The organism is Lacticaseibacillus boliensis, from assembly GCF_054784775.1.
The window spans coordinates 1-18,950 of sequence record NZ_BAAIHN010000034.1 but is presented as its reverse complement, the minus strand read 5'-3'; the positions used below and the strand labels follow the sequence as shown (position 1 = coordinate 18,950).

General features: G+C 52.9%; 19 protein-coding genes. 12 read left to right on the top strand and 7 right to left on the bottom strand.

Annotated elements, in window-relative coordinates; translation table 11 throughout:
* Positions 1-78: 78 nt before the first annotated feature.
* The gene (locus ACYVRB_RS11835) at positions 79-627 is read right to left on the bottom strand and encodes a hypothetical protein (RefSeq protein WP_461215606.1); all 549 of its coding nucleotides are present in this window, start codon (positions 625-627) and stop codon (positions 79-81) included.
* 196 nt (positions 628-823) lie between these two features.
* On the opposite strand from ACYVRB_RS11835, the gene ACYVRB_RS11830 reads away from it, so the two are divergent.
* Positions 824-1,408 (top strand): DUF1700 domain-containing protein, encoded by a 585-nt coding sequence (locus ACYVRB_RS11830; RefSeq protein WP_461215605.1) that lies wholly within the window; start codon positions 824-826, stop codon positions 1,406-1,408.
* Complete coding sequence (locus ACYVRB_RS11825) at positions 1,405-1,554, top strand: hypothetical protein (RefSeq protein ID WP_461215603.1); 150 nt, start codon at positions 1,405-1,407, stop codon at positions 1,552-1,554. Before ACYVRB_RS11830 ends, ACYVRB_RS11825 begins: the two co-directional genes overlap by 4 nt.
* Positions 1,555-1,600: 46 nt before the next feature.
* Here the strand turns inward: ACYVRB_RS11825 and ACYVRB_RS11820 are convergent, their stop codons facing one another.
* The 4 genes from ACYVRB_RS11820 to ACYVRB_RS11805 form a co-directional block, all read right to left on the bottom strand.
* Positions 1,601-2,395 carry a hypothetical protein gene (locus tag ACYVRB_RS11820; protein WP_461215601.1) on the bottom strand — a complete coding sequence of 265 codons (795 nt, stop codon included), beginning with the start codon at positions 2,393-2,395 and terminating at the stop codon, positions 1,601-1,603.
* A 212-nt stretch (positions 2,396-2,607) separates the two neighbouring features.
* A complete protein-coding gene (locus ACYVRB_RS11815; protein ID WP_461215599.1) occupies positions 2,608-3,984 on the bottom strand; it encodes a glycoside hydrolase family 1 protein in 1,377 nt (458 codons plus the stop codon).
* An 83-nt stretch (positions 3,985-4,067) separates the two neighbouring features.
* Entirely contained in the window at positions 4,068-4,226 is a 159-nt protein-coding gene (locus tag ACYVRB_RS11810) for a hypothetical protein (protein ID WP_461215597.1), read from the bottom strand.
* A 51-nt stretch (positions 4,227-4,277) separates the two neighbouring features.
* Complete coding sequence (locus ACYVRB_RS11805) at positions 4,278-4,988, bottom strand: GntR family transcriptional regulator (protein ID WP_461215596.1); 711 nt, start codon at positions 4,986-4,988, stop codon at positions 4,278-4,280.
* Between the two features lie 138 nt (positions 4,989-5,126).
* On the opposite strand from ACYVRB_RS11805, the gene ACYVRB_RS11800 reads away from it, so the two are divergent.
* The 3 genes from ACYVRB_RS11800 to ACYVRB_RS11790 all read left to right on the top strand — a co-directional run bounded on the left by ACYVRB_RS11800 (position 5,127) and on the right by ACYVRB_RS11790 (position 7,480).
* Positions 5,127-5,447: a PTS sugar transporter subunit IIB gene (locus ACYVRB_RS11800; RefSeq protein ID WP_461215595.1), complete on the top strand. Its 321-nt coding sequence runs from the start codon at positions 5,127-5,129 to the stop codon at positions 5,445-5,447.
* A 195-nt stretch (positions 5,448-5,642) separates the two neighbouring features.
* Positions 5,643-5,972: a PTS lactose/cellobiose transporter subunit IIA gene (locus ACYVRB_RS11795; protein WP_461215594.1), complete on the top strand. Its 330-nt coding sequence runs from the start codon at positions 5,643-5,645 to the stop codon at positions 5,970-5,972.
* Positions 5,973-6,043: 71 nt separating this feature from the next.
* Positions 6,044-7,480, top strand: a complete 1,437-nt coding sequence (locus tag ACYVRB_RS11790; RefSeq protein WP_461215592.1) for a 6-phospho-beta-glucosidase — start codon at positions 6,044-6,046, stop codon at positions 7,478-7,480.
* A gap of 858 nt (positions 7,481-8,338) precedes the next feature.
* Here the strand turns inward: ACYVRB_RS11790 and ACYVRB_RS11785 are convergent.
* Entirely contained in the window at positions 8,339-8,734 is a 396-nt protein-coding gene (locus ACYVRB_RS11785; protein ID WP_461215590.1) for a YxeA family protein, read from the bottom strand.
* Positions 8,735-8,925: 191 nt separating this feature from the next.
* On the opposite strand from ACYVRB_RS11785, the gene glpK reads away from it, so the two are divergent.
* The 4 genes from glpK (at position 8,926) to ACYVRB_RS11765 (ending at position 14,083) form a co-directional block, all read left to right on the top strand.
* Positions 8,926-10,422, top strand: a complete 1,497-nt coding sequence (gene glpK / locus ACYVRB_RS11780) for a glycerol kinase GlpK (protein ID WP_461215588.1) — start codon at positions 8,926-8,928, stop codon at positions 10,420-10,422.
* Between the two features lie 85 nt (positions 10,423-10,507).
* Entirely contained in the window at positions 10,508-12,358 is a 1,851-nt protein-coding gene (gene glpO, locus ACYVRB_RS11775) for a type 1 glycerol-3-phosphate oxidase (RefSeq protein ID WP_461215586.1), read from the top strand.
* Positions 12,359-12,362: 4 nt separating this feature from the next.
* Positions 12,363-13,070 carry an MIP/aquaporin family protein gene (locus ACYVRB_RS11770; protein ID WP_461215611.1) on the top strand — a complete coding sequence of 236 codons (708 nt, stop codon included), beginning with the start codon at positions 12,363-12,365 and terminating at the stop codon, positions 13,068-13,070.
* A 140-nt stretch (positions 13,071-13,210) separates the two neighbouring features.
* Positions 13,211-14,083 carry an aldo/keto reductase gene (locus ACYVRB_RS11765; protein ID WP_461215584.1) on the top strand — a complete coding sequence of 291 codons (873 nt, stop codon included), beginning with the start codon at positions 13,211-13,213 and terminating at the stop codon, positions 14,081-14,083.
* 121 nt (positions 14,084-14,204) lie between these two features.
* Here ACYVRB_RS11765 and ACYVRB_RS11760 read toward each other — a convergent pair whose 3' ends face one another.
* Positions 14,205-15,311 carry an SLC13 family permease gene (locus tag ACYVRB_RS11760; protein ID WP_461215582.1) on the bottom strand — a complete coding sequence of 369 codons (1,107 nt, stop codon included), beginning with the start codon at positions 15,309-15,311 and terminating at the stop codon, positions 14,205-14,207.
* A gap of 169 nt (positions 15,312-15,480) precedes the next feature.
* On the opposite strand from ACYVRB_RS11760, the gene rlmH reads away from it, so the two are divergent.
* From rlmH to ACYVRB_RS11745, 3 genes are all read left to right on the top strand, one after another.
* Positions 15,481-15,960 (top strand): 23S rRNA (pseudouridine(1915)-N(3))-methyltransferase RlmH, encoded by a 480-nt coding sequence (gene rlmH / locus ACYVRB_RS11755; protein WP_461215581.1) that lies wholly within the window; start codon positions 15,481-15,483, stop codon positions 15,958-15,960.
* Positions 15,961-16,508: 548 nt separating this feature from the next.
* Positions 16,509-17,687, top strand: coding sequence for a protein kinase domain-containing protein (locus tag ACYVRB_RS11750; RefSeq protein WP_461215579.1), 1,179 nt, complete (start codon positions 16,509-16,511; stop codon positions 17,685-17,687).
* A gap of 15 nt (positions 17,688-17,702) precedes the next feature.
* A partial coding sequence (locus ACYVRB_RS11745) for a HEPN domain-containing protein (protein ID WP_461215578.1) occupies positions 17,703-18,950 on the top strand: 1,248 nt, incomplete at its 3' end.

The following is an 18,950-nucleotide window of genomic DNA, read 5'->3' as shown; positions in this document are numbered from 1 at the left end:
ATACAACAAAAGGTGGGTGAGATTCCAAATTTTGGAATCCCGCCCACCTTTTTGTTTACCGGATTTGAATGCTGTCGGTTAGTCGCCTTTGTCAACCTTGGCGTTTTTGGCCTGGCTGGCGATGCCATAAGGCAGTTGGAAGCGAGTTTTCTTTTCGGTGCGTTTGAAATGCCAGATGGTTTTGCCCAGGTGCAGGTCTAAGCCTTCTGCAGTCTTGGTGTAACTGCCTGCGGAATTGGCGTCACCTTTTTGCGAATACGAGTATTGGGTTGGATTGACGCCGTCGCGGGCGTCAGATGCATTATTAAAAGTCAGGGCAGTCACTTCGCCGGTGCTGGTCAGCTTGGTTTTGTCACCAGAAGTCTTGCGAGTGAGCATCTCGTAGCGTCGATAATAAGGCGCGTGGTCCAACGTGGCAGTGGAAAGCACACCGCGATCGTCGTCCGAGCTGATGTAAAGCGTCATGGCGACGGATTTCGGAGCGGGGTGGGTCTTGCCGCTGGCGGTGTAGCCGGCGACTTTGTAGACACTACCCAAGGCACTACTATCTTGCCGATTAGCGCAGCCAGCCAGGATAAATAAAGCGCCTAAACTGGTGAAAATGGCGAATAAGATGCGTTTTCTCAATATTTTGCCTCCGTGATCAATATGTATGTATTCTATCATAATTCATTACCGGCGCGCTGAATATCCGCCTCCAGGCCGAGGTGCCGGCATACTTTGCATTGTATCCTATGACATGGCGACATGTCGTGAACGGCTGCACAATTAAGAAAAAGTTTCGATAATTTTTACGGGGTATTGGCAGAAATTAGGGGGTAGTATGATGACACGCAATGACTTTTTGGCCAGCTTGCGCGCAGGGTTGGCCGGACACGTACCGGCAAGGAAAATCAGCCGGTTGTGTCATGATTATGATGAGATGATCAGCGACTTGATGGCAGATGGTCGCAGCGAAGCCGACGCCGTTGCGGCGATGGGTTCGGTCGGAGAAGTGGTTTATGCCGCAACGGCAACGCCCATTCACCAGCCGGCAACCGGACGCAGGATCGTGTTTTGGGCGCTGATCATCTTAGGGTCGCCGTTATGGGGGTCGCTGCTTTTGGCCGCCGGGGCGGTGGGACTAGCAGTCGAGCTTTGTCTGTGGATGATCCCGCTGACTTCCGGCATTCTGGCCGGTAGCTTTGTCCTCGGTGGGGGAGCGTCGGCGCTGGTGAGTCCAGTCGCCTTCATCCACGCGCCGTTTCTAGGTTTGACTGAGTTGGGCGTCGGATTAGGGCTGATCGGCGCCGGGGTGGCGCTTGGCGCCATCACCTACCAGCTGTGCCGGATCGGGATCCGAATCCACCGCTGGGGCTTTGCGCTGTTGGCGACCCAATTCACGCAGAGAAAGGCGGTACTCGGATGAAAAAGAAGCTCTCCGTGTGGCGGCTTGCGGCTGGCTTGATGGCCGTCGGGGTGCTGGTGGCGTTGGTCGGCTTTGCGCTGTCTGGGTTTAACCCTGAAGCCTATGGTGCGTACGCGAACCAATGGTATACTGTCGTGCATTTTTAACCAAAAACACCTCTGTGCCGCAAAAGTGCGAAACAGAGGTGTTTATTTATTTGCTGCTACTGGATTCAGAAGTGCTTGATGCCGAGCTGGCACTCGTCGCGCTACTGCTGGAGGTTGACGTCGCCGTGGTTTTATCCGGCGCCGTCGCTGAACTGCTACTGCTCGATGTCGCTTGTGAGGCGCTGCTGGCTTGATCGGCGTCTGTTTGGTCTGCAGGGGGAGTCGTCAGCTTCTGCTTGGCGGAATCGACGACGCTCGATGCGGTTTCTGGGAATTTTGAATCGGCCGGCGCGGCGACCTTGGAAACCGCTTCTTCGGTTTTGAAAATCGCCTTGGGCGTCACTTCCTTGGCGGTTTGCAGATCCGTGACCGCTTCGGCTGCCGTTTTGGCGTCGGCCAGCTCGCTGACCGGCTGCTGGTAGACCTGGGTGAACACCGGCTTGGCCTGTTGCAGTTTTTGGTACGCCGTCAGCGCTTCTTGCGCGGATGCTTGATAGGTCTTGGTGGCGGTGATCGGCGTTTGCGTCGCTGTCGTTACCGCCAGCATTTGCTTGGCGGCATCAAGCTCGGTTTGGGCTTGTTTGATCTGCTGGCGCTGGCTGGCGTCGAGCGCGGTGGTTGGTACCTGCTTTAAGGACTTTTTGGCGTGAGCAATTTTTTGAGAAGTCAGATCGGTTGCGGGGAGACTATGTGTCGGGTTGCGATAGAGGTGGTCGACAGCCCCTGTGGCGCTTTGAACGGTCGCCGTGGTCGCGTCATTTTGTTGGTGGTGGTTATAATAATAACCGCCGCCTAACGCGATCAGCGCCGCTAAGGCCAAGGCCGTGAGCCGTAATTTCATTGTGATCCCTCCTGCGTGGTGTCGTGAACGTCATCTCCGTTATTCTGATTAACTGCTTTAAGCATAAACAATTGAGATGACAACAATGTTACGTAGGGATAATAAAATCACTAAATAATGAAATCGGTGACATGTCGATTGCGACAGGTGCGTGACTGAATGTCATTTAATCAAAAAATCGCTGGCCATCTTGCGACGACCAGCGAAGGTTATTAATCTAATTGTGCGCCGTTAGACGCGATGACTTGTTTAAACCAGGCAAAAGACTTCTTGGGTGTCCGCCGCAGGTCGCGCAGGTCATGGTTAGTTCGGTTGACGTAAACCATGCCGTAGCGCTTGTCCATGTTACCAGAAGAGCTGGGGATGTCGATCAACCCCCAGCCGAGATAGCCGATGACCGGCACGCCGTCTTGGAACACGGCGTCTTTAAGTGCCTGCAGGTGGGCGCGGTGGTAGGCGATACGGTAATCGTCTTGGATGGGCGTCTTGCCGTCAGAGACTTCGCGGATGCCGATGCCGTTTTCGATCGGGAACATCGGGAGGTGGTAACGGGAATAGACCTTATCGAGGATATCGCGAAAGCCCAGCGGGTCGATGTTCCAATCCCACTCGTTGGCTTGCGTGTACGGATTGTGCACCATGCCGTGATCGAGATAGAAGTTAGGCGCGGTGTTGACCGGCACGCGCGACGAATCGATGAGATGGCTGCGATAATAAGAAAAGGCGAAGAAATCAGACGTCAGACTGGCAAATTCTGCCTGATCTGCATCTGTGAAGTCAAAGTCGATGCCGTGGTTTTTGGCGTAGGTCAAGACTTCATCCGAATACCGGCCGTGCACGAACACATCCAGCAGGTGATGGTTCATGAATTCGTCGATCTGGCGGGCGTACAGCACGTCTTGCGGATTGCTGGTGGCGGGATAGCATTCTTCATACGCGAGCATGCCGCCGATCTGAGCAGACGTCGTGGCGTGCAGATAGTTGGCCACCCGCGCGTGGGCGACCATCACGTGGTGGTTGATGGTGTAGACGTCTTGCAAGGTGCGCTCACCTTGCAGATAGCCGGCGATATCGAAGGCGCCGCTGCCAAAATACAGATTTTGTTCATTGAAGGTGATCCAATAAGGCACCTGGGCGGCGAACTCGTCGACCATGCGCTTGGCATACCGCACGAAGGCATCAACGACATGGCGACTCATGAAGCCGTTGTACCGCTTGGCCAATGACAGCGGCATGTCAAAATGATACAGGCAGATCATCGGGGTGATGCCGCGCTGCAACAGCGCCTTGATCTGCTCGCGATAAAAAGCGATGCCTTCCGCGTTGAACTCGCCGTCGCCGGTCGGGCACACCCGACTCCAAGAGATCTGGAAGCGATAGGCGTTCATCCCGGCTTGTTGCATGAGGTCGAAGTCTTCTTCATAGCGATGATATTCGTCGATCGCGACTTTCCAGTCGCTGGTGGTAGCCGTTGCCGGCCGAATGTCGTAAACCGACTGGCCCTTGCCGCCTTCGTCTACGCCGCCTTCAGTTTGCATGCTAGACGTCGAGTTTCCCCATAAGAAGCCGTGTGGCAGTGCTTGACTCATAGTAAGTAGTCTCCTTTACAAATTACCGGTTTGGTAGTGGTGTGTGGCCGTCCTCCAGGCGGTAGGGGAATAGCTCTGCTGCGTCAGAAATGGCTGTATGCTGTGCGGCCGTCTTCGGCCTGCTTCGCAGTCTTACGACTAATTTTGAAGCCGCTTTGCGTCTCCAAAATTGCCGACGACAACGCCGAAAATCCTGCAAAAGCTGTCTCACAGACGTTGTCGTTGTCACGGCATACAGCCATTTCTGCCTCCGCGCTGCTATCCCCACACCCGACCTCAATGCAGACCAGCAGTTAGTTGCTGGCGAGGTGGGCTGAGTGGAAGTAGAAGCTCATTTCTGGATCGGCGTAGATCGCTTTTGAGAAGTTGAAAAGCGTGTTGTTTTTGGTGTAGTTCATCTGTGCGAGCATTAAACGCTGGTCGTTGGGCTGCAGGCCCAACAGCTCGGCTTGATCGGGTTCTAGAGAAGTCATCGACAAATAGTCGTCTGATGCGACGACGCTGACGTTGAACGTCTCGGCCAGGAAATCGAAAATCGATGAGTTGATGCTATCAGTGGACAGGAACGGGACGATGCTGGTAAGGTAATAAGACTCCTCTAAGGCGTAGATGACGTCATCCATCGACCGCAGCCGCACGACGCGGTAGACTTCAGCATCGGCCTCGACGTTGAACTGCTTGGCCAGCGGGATCGTGCCGGCTAGGGCCTTGTCGAACGTGACGATCTTGCTGGTCGGCCGCGGGGAGTTTTTGACCAGCGGCTTGCCGGCGCCGACAGACAGGTTCACGGCGTGCTTGGAGTTGAGCTGCACGTGGTTGATATAGTAGCCGGAGCCTTGGACCCGCCGCAGCAAGCCTTGTTGGTAGACGACGTCGATCGCTCGGCGGATCGTGTTGCGTGAGACCCCGAAGCGCGCCATCAGCTTGGCTTCGGTGGGAAGCTTACTGGTGAATTGACCGTTGGTGATCGCTTGGATCAACTGATCGGCAATTTCATGGTACATGTAGATCACCTTCAAACTTGGACGAATTTTGGTTGCAAGTACTTGTTTAATTTGTACCCATGTATTATTATAGCATTGTATTGAAAACGCTTTAAGTGTTTGAGGCAAAAAGTTGGCAAAAAAAAGGAGAAGTTCACTATGGCTAAGAAAACGATCATGTTAGTTTGCTCTGCAGGGATGTCCACCAGTCTGTTGGTTTCCAAGATGCAAAAGGCTGCCGAGGCAGACGGTGTTGAAGCCGACATTTTTGCAACCGCATCCACTGATGCAGACAACAAGCTTGCCGAAAAGCACCCAGATATTTTGATGCTTGGCCCTCAAGTGCGCTTCATGCTCGACGGCTTCAAGCAAAAGGCGACCGATATTCCCGTCGAAGTCATCGACATGCAAGATTACGGCATGATGAACGGCGAAAAGGTGCTTAAAGAAGCGCTGCGGGCGATCGACGCCAATAACTAGGTCAGTTGGTGATGTGCACTTCCGCTTTCATATTCGATAGCTGCGTTACAGCGCAGTGGGGATCCTTTGGCAACGAAGAAGACTGGACGTCTCCCCGACATCGAATGTGAAAGCGGAGGTGCACATTGTGGGTATGATAGATGACGCGGGCGCTTTCCCAAAAGCCGTCATCACAACGCAATTCAGGAGGACAACATGGCAGAAGAAGAAAACAGCGAAAACATGCAGGCCGTCATGGGCCTGATCATCAACGGTGGCAACGCGAAGAGCTCCGCATTCGAAGCGATCGCCGCGGCAAAAAAAGGCGACTTCGACACCGCTGATGCCAAACTCAAAGAAGCAGATAACTTCTTGGTCGAAGCACATAACAGCCAGACCAAGATGCTGACGGCAGAAGCCAGCGGCGAACACGCCCAAGTCACGTTGCTGATGGTGCATTCCCAAGACCATCTGATGACCGCAATCACCTTCCGGGATCTTGCCGGTGAGATCGTCGACTTGTACAAGCGGCTCGCAGAAAAATAATCACTCAGCATAACGGCGGTGTTCGGGGGGAGACCGCCGTTGTGTTACGGAAGATAAGGAGCGTGTAACAGATGACTAAAGGGTATCAGATGCCCGCTGGGTTTCTTTGGGGTGGCGCCGTGGCGGCTCACCAAGTCGAAGGTGCCTGGCAAGAAGACGGCAAAGGCGTGTCGATCGCAGACGTGATGCGCGCCGGGGCCAAAGACATCCCGCGGCTGGTCGACGAATTGCCTCAAGCAGACCAGATCTATCCGAATCACTGGGGGATCGATTTTTACCACACCTACAAAGACGACATCCGCCTGTTTGCCGAGATGGGCTTCAAGTGTTTCCGTACGAGCATCGCGTGGACGCGGCTGTTTCCTAACGGCGACGAGGCCTTGCCCAACGAAAAAGGCCTTCAGTTTTATGACGACCTGTTTGCGACCTGCCGCCAATACGGCATCGAGCCGATCGTAACACTGTCGCATTTCGAAATACCGCTGCATCTCGTCCAAGCTTATGGCGGCTTCCGCAGCCGCAAAGTCGTGGCTGCCTTCGTGAAGTTCGCGCAGGTGTGCTTCGAGCGCTATCACGATGTCGTCAAATATTGGATGACATTCAACGAGATCAACAACCAGGCGGACTGGCGCGATCCGCATCCGCTTTTGCAAAATTCCGGCTTGTTGCTAGACGCAGACGACAACGCTGAAGAGGCGATGTTCCAGGCCGCGCACCTGGAATTTGTTGCCAGCGCCAAGGCCGTGCAGCTGGCGCATGTGATCGACCCGACCTTGCAAGTCGGCGCGATGATCGCCATGACGCCGATCTACCCGCTGAGCGCCAAGCCCAAAGACGTGATGATGGCCGAGCGCGCCATGCGCTATCGCTATTATTATGGCGACGTACAGGCGTTAGGCGAGTATCCGGCATGGCTGGGCAAGTACTTTGCGCGCAAAGGCTACCACGTCGAGATCACCGACGCTGACCGCGCGGCGCTCAAGGCCGGAACGGTCGATTACGTCGGGTTCTCCTACTACAACTCGCTGGCCGTCGCTTACCAAGAAGATAACCCAGATTACGACTACGACGAGTCCAACTCGGTCGTCAAAAATCCTTACGTGCCGCGCTCCGACTGGGGTTGGCAGATCGATCCAGTCGGCCTGCGTTACGGCATGAACTGGATGGATTCGCGCTGGCACAAGCCACTTTTCATCGTGGAAAACGGCTATGGCGCCTACGACAAGGTCGAAGACGGCAAGGTGCATGATGATTACCGCATCAACTACCTCCGCGACCATGTGTTGGAGATGGAAAAGGCGGTGGTCGAAGACGGCATCGACCTGATTGGCTACACGCCTTGGAGCGCGATCGATATCATCTCCGCTTCGACCGGCGAGATGAAGAAACGCTACGGCCTGATCTACGTCGATCAAGACGACCAAGGCCACGGTAGCGGTAAGCGTCTGAAGAAGGATTCTTTCAATTGGTACCAACAAGTCATCGCGTCTAACGGTGAACAACTCTAAATCAACAGCCCGCAACCAAACCTCATTGATGAGATATGGTCGCGGGCTTTTTTGTGCTTGGTTGCGGACGGGTGTGGGCGAAAGCGACTCCAGCAGGTTAATCTGTCGTGGAGACGGTGCTCGGTGGAGCTAACTTCGTCTGTGACGAAGTGGATCTCCGCCTGCGCTCATTCTATGGCGACAAGTCGCCAACAACCGTGCCACCACGTCAGCTTGACATGCTTCCGTCGCTTTCACCCACACCCTGGATGGTTGCGTGTCACACGTATCATATTAAGGATGACGGTCAGCATTCTGATGACTAATTTTGAACCTGCTTCGTGTCTCCAAAATTGCCGACGCTAATCCCCAAAATCCTGCAAAGCTGTCGCACAGACGTTGTCACGGCATACTACCATTTCCGCTTCCGCGCCACTATCCCGCTTCCTGCTTCCGGACGACATCCGATTGCCTGATCACAACACTAATGTGACTTGAGGAGCTCTGGCGATACAAATTCGTAAGTCTGTGAAAGATCGGATATAGAGTTGCCAGAATTCCGATTAATCAAAAACGTGATCTAGCCGTTAGAACAAGCGACCAAATATGCAGAATCTAGGGTGTAAGCGAAAGTGGCGGAAGTAGGTCAATCTGACGTGGTGAGATTGCGTTAGCGACTTGTCGCTTACAGCAAGGCGCAGATGGAGATCCACTCGAAGCGTAGCGGAGAGTTAGCTCCATTGAGCACTCTCTCCACGACAGATTGATCCTGCTGGAGTCACTTTTGCTCACACCCGGCAGTGTCAGTCCAAACAAAAATCCCCTTGCGAGGGGATTCATTGTCTTTAGCGCAGCTGCAACAAACCAATGCTGCGGCCGTTATTCTTGGAGATGATGTAAGGCGCTGGGTGGGACTTGGGATGCGGGAACGCGGTGCCAGCCAAGGACGGTTTGGCCCTTGGTCTTGACGGCTAAGTAGGCGTTGCGGGCCAGCGGCTGGTCGCTGACGGTCAGCTGTAATGCCCGCGGGCAACCGCTGGCGTCGTAGCTGGTGACCTCGTAGCGATAGTCGATGCCGCCGTGGTTGTTGGCGTGCCACTGAACCGAATTGGTGGCGGGGGAGACGTAGACCGTCTCTTCGCGCACCAGCGGGTTCAGATAATCCAGCGCCGCCGCAGAAGTCGTGGTTTGGTTGCGCGTCAGCCAAGGCGTGACGACCAAGGCCAACACGATGATCAAGGTTGCCCAAAGCGCTTTTTTCTGCCAATGTTTCACGATTCCCACCCCCGATGAACCTAGCTTACCAAGATTTGGACGCGCATACATCGGGCGAAGGACGGACGTTTTATTGGACTTATGTGCGAATGAGCACAAGCTAATTATTAGACCTGCCGGTAGCAACGCGCTATGATAAAATCTGTAAGCGGTATTATATGGGAATTTTCCCACCATTCAAGGAGGGCATTATGGCAGAAGAGTATATCCTGGCGATCGATGAAGGCACGACGAGCACCCGTGCTATCATCATCGACCACGACGGGCAAAAAATCGCAGACGCACAACGGGAGTTTCCCCAGTATTTTCCGCAACCAGGCTGGGTGGAGCACAACGCCAACGAGATCTGGAACGCGGTGTTGTCGACGATCGCCACGGCGTTCATCGACTCCGGCATCCAGCCGCGGCAGATCAAGGCGGTCGGGATCACCAACCAGCGGGAAACCACGGTGGTGTGGGACAAGCAAACCGGCCTGCCGATCTACAACGCGATCGTCTGGCAATCGCGGCAGACGAACGACATCGCCAACGATCTCAAGGCCGCCGGGCACGGCGACTTGATCCACGACCACACCGGTTTGTTGATCGATGCGTATTTTTCCGCGACCAAGATCCGCTGGATCCTCGATCACGTTGAAGGCGCCCAAGAGCGGGCGGAGCGCGGCGAGTTGCTGTTTGGCACGATCGACACCTGGCTTTCTTGGAAGCTGTCCGGCGGCGCTTTTCACGTCACCGACTACACTAACGCCAGCCGGACCATGCTGTACAACATTCACACCTTGCAGTGGGACGACGACATCTTGGCGATCTTGAACATCCCCAAGGCAATGCTGCCGGAGGTCCACAGCAACTCTGAGGTCTACGGGATGACGGCTGATTATCACTTCTACGGTTCCGGTGTTCCGATCGCCGGCATGGCCGGGGACCAGCAGGCCGCGCTGTTCGGACAGCTCGCGTTGGAACCAGGCATGGTCAAAAACACCTATGGCACCGGGGCTTTCATCGTCATGAACACCGGGCTGAAGCCGACGATCTCGGCCAACAACTTGCTGACAACGATCGGGTATGGCATCGATGGCCAGGTCCACTATGCCTTGGAAGGATCGATCTTCGTGGCCGGCAGCGCGATCCAGTGGCTGCGCGATGCCATGCAGCTGGTCGAATCCGCGCCGCAGTCAGAAGCCGCGGCTCGGGCGTCTAAGAGCCAAGACGAGGTCTACGTGGTGCCGGCCTTCACCGGACTGGGGGCACCTTATTGGGATCCTGATGCGCGCGGGGCGGTTTTTGGCATCACCCGCGGCACCACCCGCGAAGATTTCATCAAGGCGACGTTGCAGTCGCTGGCGTATCAGACCCGCGATGTCGTCGATACCATGTACAAAGACACCGGCATCACCATTCCGACGTTGCGCGTCGATGGCGGGGCCGCCAACAACGATTACCTGATGCAGTTTCAAGCTGACATCTTGGGTACCCCGATCGAACGGGCCGCCAACCTCGAGACGACCGCCATGGGGGCGGCGTTCCTGGCCGGGTTGGCCGTTGGGTTCTGGGCCAACACTGATGAGTTGCAAAACATTGCCGCCATTGGCAAACGCTTCGAGCCGACCATGCCAGCCGACCGCCGCGATTATCTGTATACCGGCTGGCAAAAGGCCGTGCAGGCGACGGAAACTTTCAAACGCTAAATCCCCAATTGCCGCTTACAACTGCTCGTGAAAATGCCGTCAGGACCACCTTTGTTAAGACCTGGATCTTTAGGAGGTAAGCCACATGACTTTTTCAGCCAAAACGCGTCCTGCAACCATTAATCAGCTCCAGAGCCAGACGCTCGATTTGCTCGTGATCGGCGGCGGCATCACCGGCGCCGGCGTCGCCTTGCAAGCCGCCGCCAGCGGTTTGGTCGTCGGTTTGATCGAGATGCAAGATTTTGCGGAAGGCACCAGCTCGCGTTCGACCAAGCTCGTTCACGGCGGGATCCGCTATTTGAAAACCTTCGATGTCGGGGTGGTGGCAGACACCGTCCAAGAACGGGCGATCGTGCACAACATCGCCCCACACATTCCCCAGCCCGCCCCGATGTTGCTGCCGATCTACGCAGAGCCCGGCGCGACGTTTGATATGTTTTCTATCAAAGTCGCGATGGATCTTTACGATCGGCTCGCCGACATCACCCGCACGCAATACGCCAACTACATGCTGGACCGCGACGCCGTGTTGGCGCGGGAGCCGGGATTAGACGCGCAAAACCTCAAAGGTGGCGGCGTGTATCTCGACTATGTCAACAACGATTCGCGGCTGGTAATCGAAAATATCAAAGAGGCCGACGAGCTCGGAGCCTTGATCGTCAGCCACGTCGAGGCCGTCAACATCCTGCACGATGCCACCGGCCAGGCCACCGGCGTGCAGGTGCACGATCATCTCAACGGTGGGGAGTTCACCATCAACAGCCGGCTGATCATCAACACCACCGGGCCGTGGAGTGATTCGCTGCGTGAACGCGACGAAGCGCTGAAGGTGGCACCGCAGATGCGCCCGACCAAAGGGGTGCACCTGGTGGTCGACGACAGCGTGTTGTTCGTGTCGCAACCGACGTATTTTGACTCCGGCCTTCAAGACGGGCGGATGATCTTCGTCGTGCCGCGGGAAGGCAAGACGTATTTTGGGACCACCGACACCGATTACCACGGCGATTTCGCGCATCCGCGCGTCGACCGTGCCGACGTCGACTACCTGCTGGCGGTAATCAACCGCCGCTATCCGACCGCCGACGTCACCCTCGATAACATCGAGGCCAGCTGGGCGGGGTTGCGGCCGCTGATCGACAATAACGCCGGGTCCGACTACAGCGGTGGCAGCAATCAGCCGTTCAGCACCGCCAGCGTCGACAAAGTGATCGATGTCGTGGCGCGGTATGAAGGCGGCACCGCCAGCCGCCAAGACGTTGAAAAGGTGCTCAAAGACCTGCAACCGGTACACGCAGAAGCCGCGCCGTCGACGATCTCGCGCGGCTCGACTTTGGAAGTGGAAGATGACGGCATGCTGACGCTGGCAGGCGGCAAGCTGACCGATTATCGCAAAATGGCGACTGGGGCAATGACGCTGATCCGCCGGTTGCTGCTGTCCAAGCACGGCGTCCACAGCAGCCAGATCGATGCCGCGCGGCTACAGGTTTCCGGCGGTCATTTTGACGCCAACACGGTGGCGGAATCGCTGAGATATTTTGCCCGGCTGGCCGAGGACATCGGGGTACCCCACGCTGATGCCGTCGATTTGGCGGCACGCTACGGGTCAAATACCGGACGGGTGTTGACCTACGCGACTGATGGCGCCGCCAGCGGCTTGTCGCTGAAAGAAACCATCAGCCTGCGCTACAGTGTCGATCAAGAGATGACGCTGACGCCGGTGGACTATCTGTTGCGGCGCACGAACCTGTTGTTGTTCCACGCCCAAGAAGTCTCTAACCTCGCCGGCCCGATCGTCGCTGAGATGGGCAAGTTGCTGGATTGGGACGACGACACGCAGCACGCGCAGATGCAGCTCGTTGAAGAAGCGATCTCAGAATCCGCCTTGCATGCGCTCAAGGCCAGTCAAGTTGCCGAAGGAGGAAGTCACCATGAATGATCCTATCATGACCCAAGCCGTCGGAGAGTTCATCGGGACTTTGGTTTTGGTTTTGCTCGGGGATGGCGTCGTTGCCGCCGTCAGTCTGAACAAGTCGAAGGCCCAAGGCGCCGGTTGGATCGCCATTTCCCTAGGATGGGGCCTGGCAGTCACCCTCGGGGTTTACTGCGCCGCCTTCCTCGGCCCTGCCCACCTGAACCCGGCCGTTACTCTCGGGTTTGCCATCATCGGCAAGTTTCCTTGGGCCGGCGTGATCCCGTTCATTGTCGCCCAGCTACTCGGGGCGTTCATCGGGGCGGTGCTGGTGTGGCTACACTACTATCCACACTGGCAGGCGACCAAAGACCAAGCTGCGATCTTGGGGACTTTTGCCACCGGGCCGGCGATCCGCAGCCCGTTAGCGAACCTGTTCAGTGAATTCTTGGGCACCTTGGTGTTGGTATTCGCGTTGCTGGCATTTGGCAAAGGCCAATGGACCCAGGGGCTGATGCCGATTGGGGTCGGGATCTTGATCACCGCGATCGGGTTGTCGCTTGGTGGGACGACCGGGTATGCGATCAATCCAGCCCGGGACCTCGGTCCGCGGATCGCCCATCAGCTGTTGCCGATCGCCAATAAAGGCGGGTCTGATTGGGGCTATTCCTGGATCCCTGTGATCGGACCGCTGCTAGGCGGAATCGTCGCCGCATTGTTGTTTGCAATCGTTGGATAGGTGGTCGGTTCCGGCGAGAAGCGAGGAGTTACCTCACTTCTTGCCGGAACTTTCTTTATGTTAGCGTCACAAAATAAAGATTATAATGACAGCGAGACATGCACATGACAAGATTCCAGTGATAAGAAAAGGGCGAGAAAATGGCTGATCATGTTTATACGTTAAATAATGGTTTGGAGATTCCCAAAATTGCTTTTGGAACATGGCTAGTGCCTAACGACAGTATGGGGGTCGAAACCGTCAAAGCGGCCTTACAAGTGGGGTATCGGCACGTCGATACAGCTGCAGTTTATGGCAACGAAGAAGCAGTGGGGCAGGGGATCAAGGCCAGTGGGATCCCCCGCAGCGAGATCTTTGTCACAACCAAGTTATGGAATGATGATCAAGGTTATGATGCGACCAAAGCCGCATTCCAGACCTCACTGCACAAACTGGGGTTAACATACATCGACATGTATTTGATCCATAGCCCTGCTGATCGGGTGCCGTCGAAGCGAGAACAAGACACAGAATCTTGGCAGGCGATGGTGGACGAATATCCTGTGCCTGATCGTCCTGTTGCTGACTGGGCAACCAATGTGGCTGGCAGTTGGCGTGCGATGGAAGATCTGTATCACGAAGGCAAAATCAAGGCGCTAGGCGTGTCTAACTTTTATCCCGCGCATTTTAAAGCGGCGTTCACGCAAGCCGAAGTGCAACCGATGGTCAATCAGATCCGGTTGAATCCTCAAGAAACTTTACCAGAAACGACGCGCTATGATCGCGAACACAACATTGTGACTGAAGCATACAGTCCTTTTGGCCAGGGGCGTTCCTTCCGGGTGCCGATCTACCAAGAAATAGCAGCCAAGTACCACAAGTCGGTTTCGCAAATTTTACTCGCTTGGTCTCTTAGTCATGGATATTTACCATTACCCAAGGCGATGCATGCGACCCACATGCGGGAGAATCTTGACGTTTTTGATTTTGAGTTGGACCAAGCAGACATCGAAAAACTCGACGCGCTGGGGTAAATTAAAAAGGCTGGTGTAACTGGCAACGTAATGCCGGCCTTTGAGGACGTCACATCACTGGGATATTTGGGTACATAAAAGGGGCTGCGGTATTTATCGCAGCCCCTTGTTGATGTTGAAGTTAGAAGACGAAATCCAAGATGATCCAGCCTAGGCCGGCCAAGATCGCCAGGCCGAGGAAGTTCAAGAAGGAGAAGCCGAGGAAGAAGCGCCCGGCGTCTTTGTTGCCAAATTCAGTGTACTGCTTGAAGACCAGCAGGTTGCACATGCTCCCGACCACCGTGCCCAAGCCCCCGATGTTGGAACCGAGGAACAAGGCTTCTTGGAAGTTGGTGAACTTGGCGATCAGCACGGTCGATGGGACGTTGCTGATGATCTGACTGGAGAAAATGCTGGTGAGGAAAACCGAGTGCTCCGTTGCCACCAACCCGGAGATCAGCGTCACCACCCAAGGCAGTTGGCGCAACACCGAGACGATGACGAAGAAGCCACCAAAGGTCAAGACGACGGCGTAGTCGACATCGAGCAGGATCTTTTTGTTGAAGGCAAACGCCAACGCGATCGCGGCGACGGCGCCGACCCAGCTGGGGATGAATTCTAAGACCCCACCGAAGATGATCAGCGCGACGATCACGGTCACGATGGTCGGACGCGTCTGGATCCGGATGTCTTCGACACCGGTCGCCGGCAGTGGTGTCGGGCGGATGAAGAAGACAAACAGGGTAATCAACAGCAGGCTGGCAATCAACAGTGGGATCGACCACGTGAAGAACGTGGCGACATTGATGCCATAATGGTTCATCAGGAAAATGTTGTGGGTGTTCCCGAATGGTGTGAATGCGCTCCCAAAGTTGGCGGCCATCCCGATCAAGGTCACCGGTAAGATCTCCGAGAGGTTGAACTTCTTGGCGATCCGCAAGTACAGCGGTACAAGCGTTAACACGGTGACATCGTTGGTGAGAAACATCCCGGCACCAAGCGCGAGCAAGACGAACATCCAGGTGAGCTGGCGGGTCGTTTTCGCGCGGCTGGTGAGACGATAAGCAAAATAGTCAAGGATATGTAGGTACTCGAAAATCTGAATGACGGTCATCATCCCGAGAATCGAGAATAACGTGGAAAAGTTGATATCTGCCAAGCGCGGCCTGGCAAAGAACAGACTGAGCACCGCCAAAGCAGCGGTGATTTGCAACACGCGATCTTTGGCGATGTTTTTAATTACGGTCATGAATTAACCCTCTCCAAAATTGACTCAACATTACTATTTTGCGCTAAAACCCGAACGCGCACAACTATTCTAATGTAAAGTTCACGTAAAGTTGAAGGCTACCATGTTTACAATCCGGTTTTCACTAGAATCTTTAGTATACTGAAACCGTGAGGAGCGTGGAAATCTAATGAATATAAAAATAATCGCCGTCGGAAAACTCAAGGAAAAGTACTTCAAAGACGGCATCGCCGAATATAAGAAACGCATGAGTAAATTCGCCAAAGTCGAGCTGATCGAGGTCCCAGATGAGAAAGCGCCGGAGTCGTTATCAGAAGCTGAGATGATGCAAGTCAAAGAAGCAGAAGGCGAACGGATCTTGGGCAAGATCAAAGACCGCGATTGGGTGATCGCTTTGGCCATCGAAGGCAAGCAACGTAGCTCTGAAGCTTTTGCCAAAGAAATCGATGACTTGGCGACTTACGGCCACTCCGATATCGACTTTGTTATTGGTGGTTCGCTGGGATTGTCGCCGGCAGTCATGAAGCGCGCCGACAACACCCTGAGCTTTGGTAAGCTGACCATGCCTCATCAGCTGATGCGCTTGGTGTTGATCGAGCAGGTGTACCGGGCGTTTATGATCAATATTGGGAGTCCGTATCATAAGTGATGCGATTTTTCGAAAGTCAAAGGATGGTGGGATGATTGACGACGTTTCGACAGGCACAACTAGAAGATACTGATATATGCAATCAGAATATTTGTGAGCAACCAACTTACCCAACCACCAGCCGGGACTATCGGAGATCAAAAATTTGATTGCTGAGTGCGGGTGAGTGGAAGCGACAACGCCTTTGCCTGTGTTGACGAAGCAACCATAGTTGACTTCGTTCACTTCGCAACCTATCAGTGAGCTCGAACTATCAACATCAGAGTATGGGTAGAGGACGAGGCACGCGTGCGCTCAATTCATGACGTCTGGATAAATATGGGCTTGCACGGGGAGATATCCACTGGCTATACAAAGCTTTAGGATTTTCTGCCGACAATGTACAATTCAAATTGTCGAAGCATTTGATTTAGGCGAGGTAATGAGGAATGTGAAGACTCAGTAGTCGCCATCGGATGAAATCTAGGCGTATATTCAATGAATAAAATGATTTATGCTTGTTTGATTATGCGAATTAAGATGCTGCTGCGTTACTTGGGGGAGAAATTGTGGACAACATACAGATGATGTTATCAGCACATTTGGAGCGTGCTTCTCTTTATTTTCAAAATATGACAGAGACGCTTCAAGAAGTGCAATTATATCGTGATTGGCATAATTCAGGCATGTGTACCTACCTAGCCGAAATGCAATACTCTCTGAACCGGTTGGGGGAGTTCATGAATGACAAGTTTGAAACAAACCGTCACTTCAACGCTAATGAGAGTCGTGAGTTACTCGATTGGATTGAAATGTGGCATGAGGATATGCAGATATTACGCGGCACTACTTACGCGTATGAAATAGCATCGGCATATGCAGACTGGTTGGTAGCATGCGAGAAATTTCTTCAAAAGTCGGATGGTAGTGAGATACCATCCGACTATCAACCACTTATTATTCAGAAGTACGCAGCTATCTGTACACCTGCCAATAACATTATACTTCACACGAATAATATTAATCGATTTTCAAGCTTAAAGCTGAAGGGTGAGGGTGCGTATGCAAAAGTGTATCGATATAAGGATTATGAGTATAACTGCTGGTTTGGTCTTAAACGACTGAAAAAGGATTCGAGACCTGAAGAAATTACTCGGTTCCGACGTGAATTCGATGATCTTGCTCGTTTAAACTCGCCATACATCCTAAAAGTCTACAGATTCGACACGGAAAAAAATCAGTACTCGATGGAGTGGGGAACGAGTACACTGCAACAATATTTGAGAAGCCATGCCGAGTTAAGTCAAAGCAAGCGCAAAAGCATTGCACATCAAATCCTAGCGGGAATCAGATATTTGCACACGCGCGGATTATTGCATCGCGATATTTCATTGAATAATGTTATCATCTTCGAATACGACGATGCAGTAATTGCTAAAGTTTCGGATTTAGGGTTGGTCAAAGAAGTCAATAGCGACTTGACACGTCAAGGAACTGATGTCAAAGGGACCTTCATTGATCCATGCTTAGAACTGATTGGATTTGAAAATTATAAAATATGTAATGAGATGTATTCGCTGACGAAGCTACTTTATTTTGTTATGACGAACCGGACACGAATGGACGATTTTCCAAACATTTCCATTCGAAACTTTGTTCACAGAGGAATTGATAATGATCTAAGTATGCGTTATGCAGATGATATGGTTCTTTTAAAGGCGTTTGACGATACTGATTGGTCATATTAATCGGATGGAAGCGAGATGAATAATTTGGCGGACGGCGAATGGAGAAGTAACCTTGATTATAATCGATTATGGCCAGAACAGGCACTTGATTTCTGGGGGAAACTGCCTGATAAAGTTGGAATACAAATAGTCTGGAGCGGCCGACACGACCGTGATTATCTAAAACTTGCGGATGAGTACTATCATGCAGCGTATCGACTTGCAACTGAGGTTGTTCAATCAGGACATGATAATGTAAAAGACGACATGTGGTTCATGGCAACATTGTTTATGTTTCGTCAATCACTTGAATTGCTATTGAAGGCCAAGCTCTACACAATAATAAAATCTAAGCCTACTATTCAAGCGATGTTTCAGGACCTCAGGCACCGAATTAGTGCACTTCTTGAAGAAATTAATGTTCGCGGGGGATTGGATAATATCCCTGAAAATGAACGACGATGGCTTATCGCATACATCAAAAATTGTGAGTATTGGGATGGAAATTCGACATTATTTCGTTATCCGCTTACGCCCGAATTTTTGGGGGCTAAGCCACCACGGTTTGTCGATGTATTTTGGACCGCAGATAAATTGGTAATTGCCTATGCTATCCTTCGTTGTACTTTCCCCAATAATGAAGAATATCGTGATGAGGTACCGACAAATTTTCCAGATCCAATTTTTTTCACTGCCGCTGCAAGTGGTACTGGAAATTTTTATCTTGAGGGGTTGACATCCTTTAATAGCGGGAAGAATAACTACTATCCCATTATCCGTGGCTACTTGGAAGTCAGTGAGTTTCTAATTTCAACCGAACCGGAGACTCAGGTTCCAAAGACGTTTTTTCCAGAACTGTTTACACTTCGACATCTTGTCGAACTCGAATTAAAACAGCTAGCTTCATCTCCATATTCAGAGATAGAGGCGCTTGGTTGTAATTTGAATAGTCATTATGTTTATAGTGCATATTGGAAAAAAATAAGACCAATCATTGAACGTCAAAATGATGATTCCGTTCCTAAGACTGTTGGAGACAACGTTGATCATTTCCTAAAGCAATTACAGGCGGTTGATAAACAAAGTGATTTCTTTCGGTATCCAAGCGGATATAATCATGAGTACCATAAACTGCCGCGAAAAGTCGATCCTAATAATACCTGGATTATTCATAGAATTTCAAAAAAGCAGCGCAATCCCATGATTCACACGGGACTGCGCTGCTTTGGTGTTTCACCCATTGGGTGCGCCTATATGCTAAGGTTGAGTCGACGAAAACCATCA

Coding starts and splice junctions, on each gene's coding strand:
- glpO (WP_461215586.1), top strand. CDS start 10,508: ATGACTTTTTCAGCCAAAACGCGTCCTGCAACCATTAATCAGCTCCAG.
- glpK (WP_461215588.1), top strand. CDS start 8,926: ATGGCAGAAGAGTATATCCTGGCGATCGATGAAGGCACGACGAGCACC.
- ACYVRB_RS11815 (WP_461215599.1), bottom strand. CDS start 3,984: ATGAGTCAAGCACTGCCACACGGCTTCTTATGGGGAAACTCGACGTCT.
- ACYVRB_RS11810 (WP_461215597.1), bottom strand. CDS start 4,226: ATGGCTGTATGCCGTGACAACGACAACGTCTGTGAGACAGCTTTTGCA.
- ACYVRB_RS11820 (WP_461215601.1), bottom strand. CDS start 2,395: ATGAAATTACGGCTCACGGCCTTGGCCTTAGCGGCGCTGATCGCGTTA.
- ACYVRB_RS11790 (WP_461215592.1), top strand. CDS start 6,044: ATGACTAAAGGGTATCAGATGCCCGCTGGGTTTCTTTGGGGTGGCGCC.
- ACYVRB_RS11765 (WP_461215584.1), top strand. CDS start 13,211: ATGGCTGATCATGTTTATACGTTAAATAATGGTTTGGAGATTCCCAAA.
- ACYVRB_RS11805 (WP_461215596.1), bottom strand. CDS start 4,988: ATGTACCATGAAATTGCCGATCAGTTGATCCAAGCGATCACCAACGGT.
- rlmH (WP_461215581.1), top strand. CDS start 15,481: ATGAATATAAAAATAATCGCCGTCGGAAAACTCAAGGAAAAGTACTTC.
- ACYVRB_RS11800 (WP_461215595.1), top strand. CDS start 5,127: ATGGCTAAGAAAACGATCATGTTAGTTTGCTCTGCAGGGATGTCCACC.
- ACYVRB_RS11760 (WP_461215582.1), bottom strand. CDS start 15,311: ATGACCGTAATTAAAAACATCGCCAAAGATCGCGTGTTGCAAATCACC.
- ACYVRB_RS11825 (WP_461215603.1), top strand. CDS start 1,405: ATGAAAAAGAAGCTCTCCGTGTGGCGGCTTGCGGCTGGCTTGATGGCC.
- ACYVRB_RS11830 (WP_461215605.1), top strand. CDS start 824: ATGATGACACGCAATGACTTTTTGGCCAGCTTGCGCGCAGGGTTGGCC.
- ACYVRB_RS11795 (WP_461215594.1), top strand. CDS start 5,643: ATGGCAGAAGAAGAAAACAGCGAAAACATGCAGGCCGTCATGGGCCTG.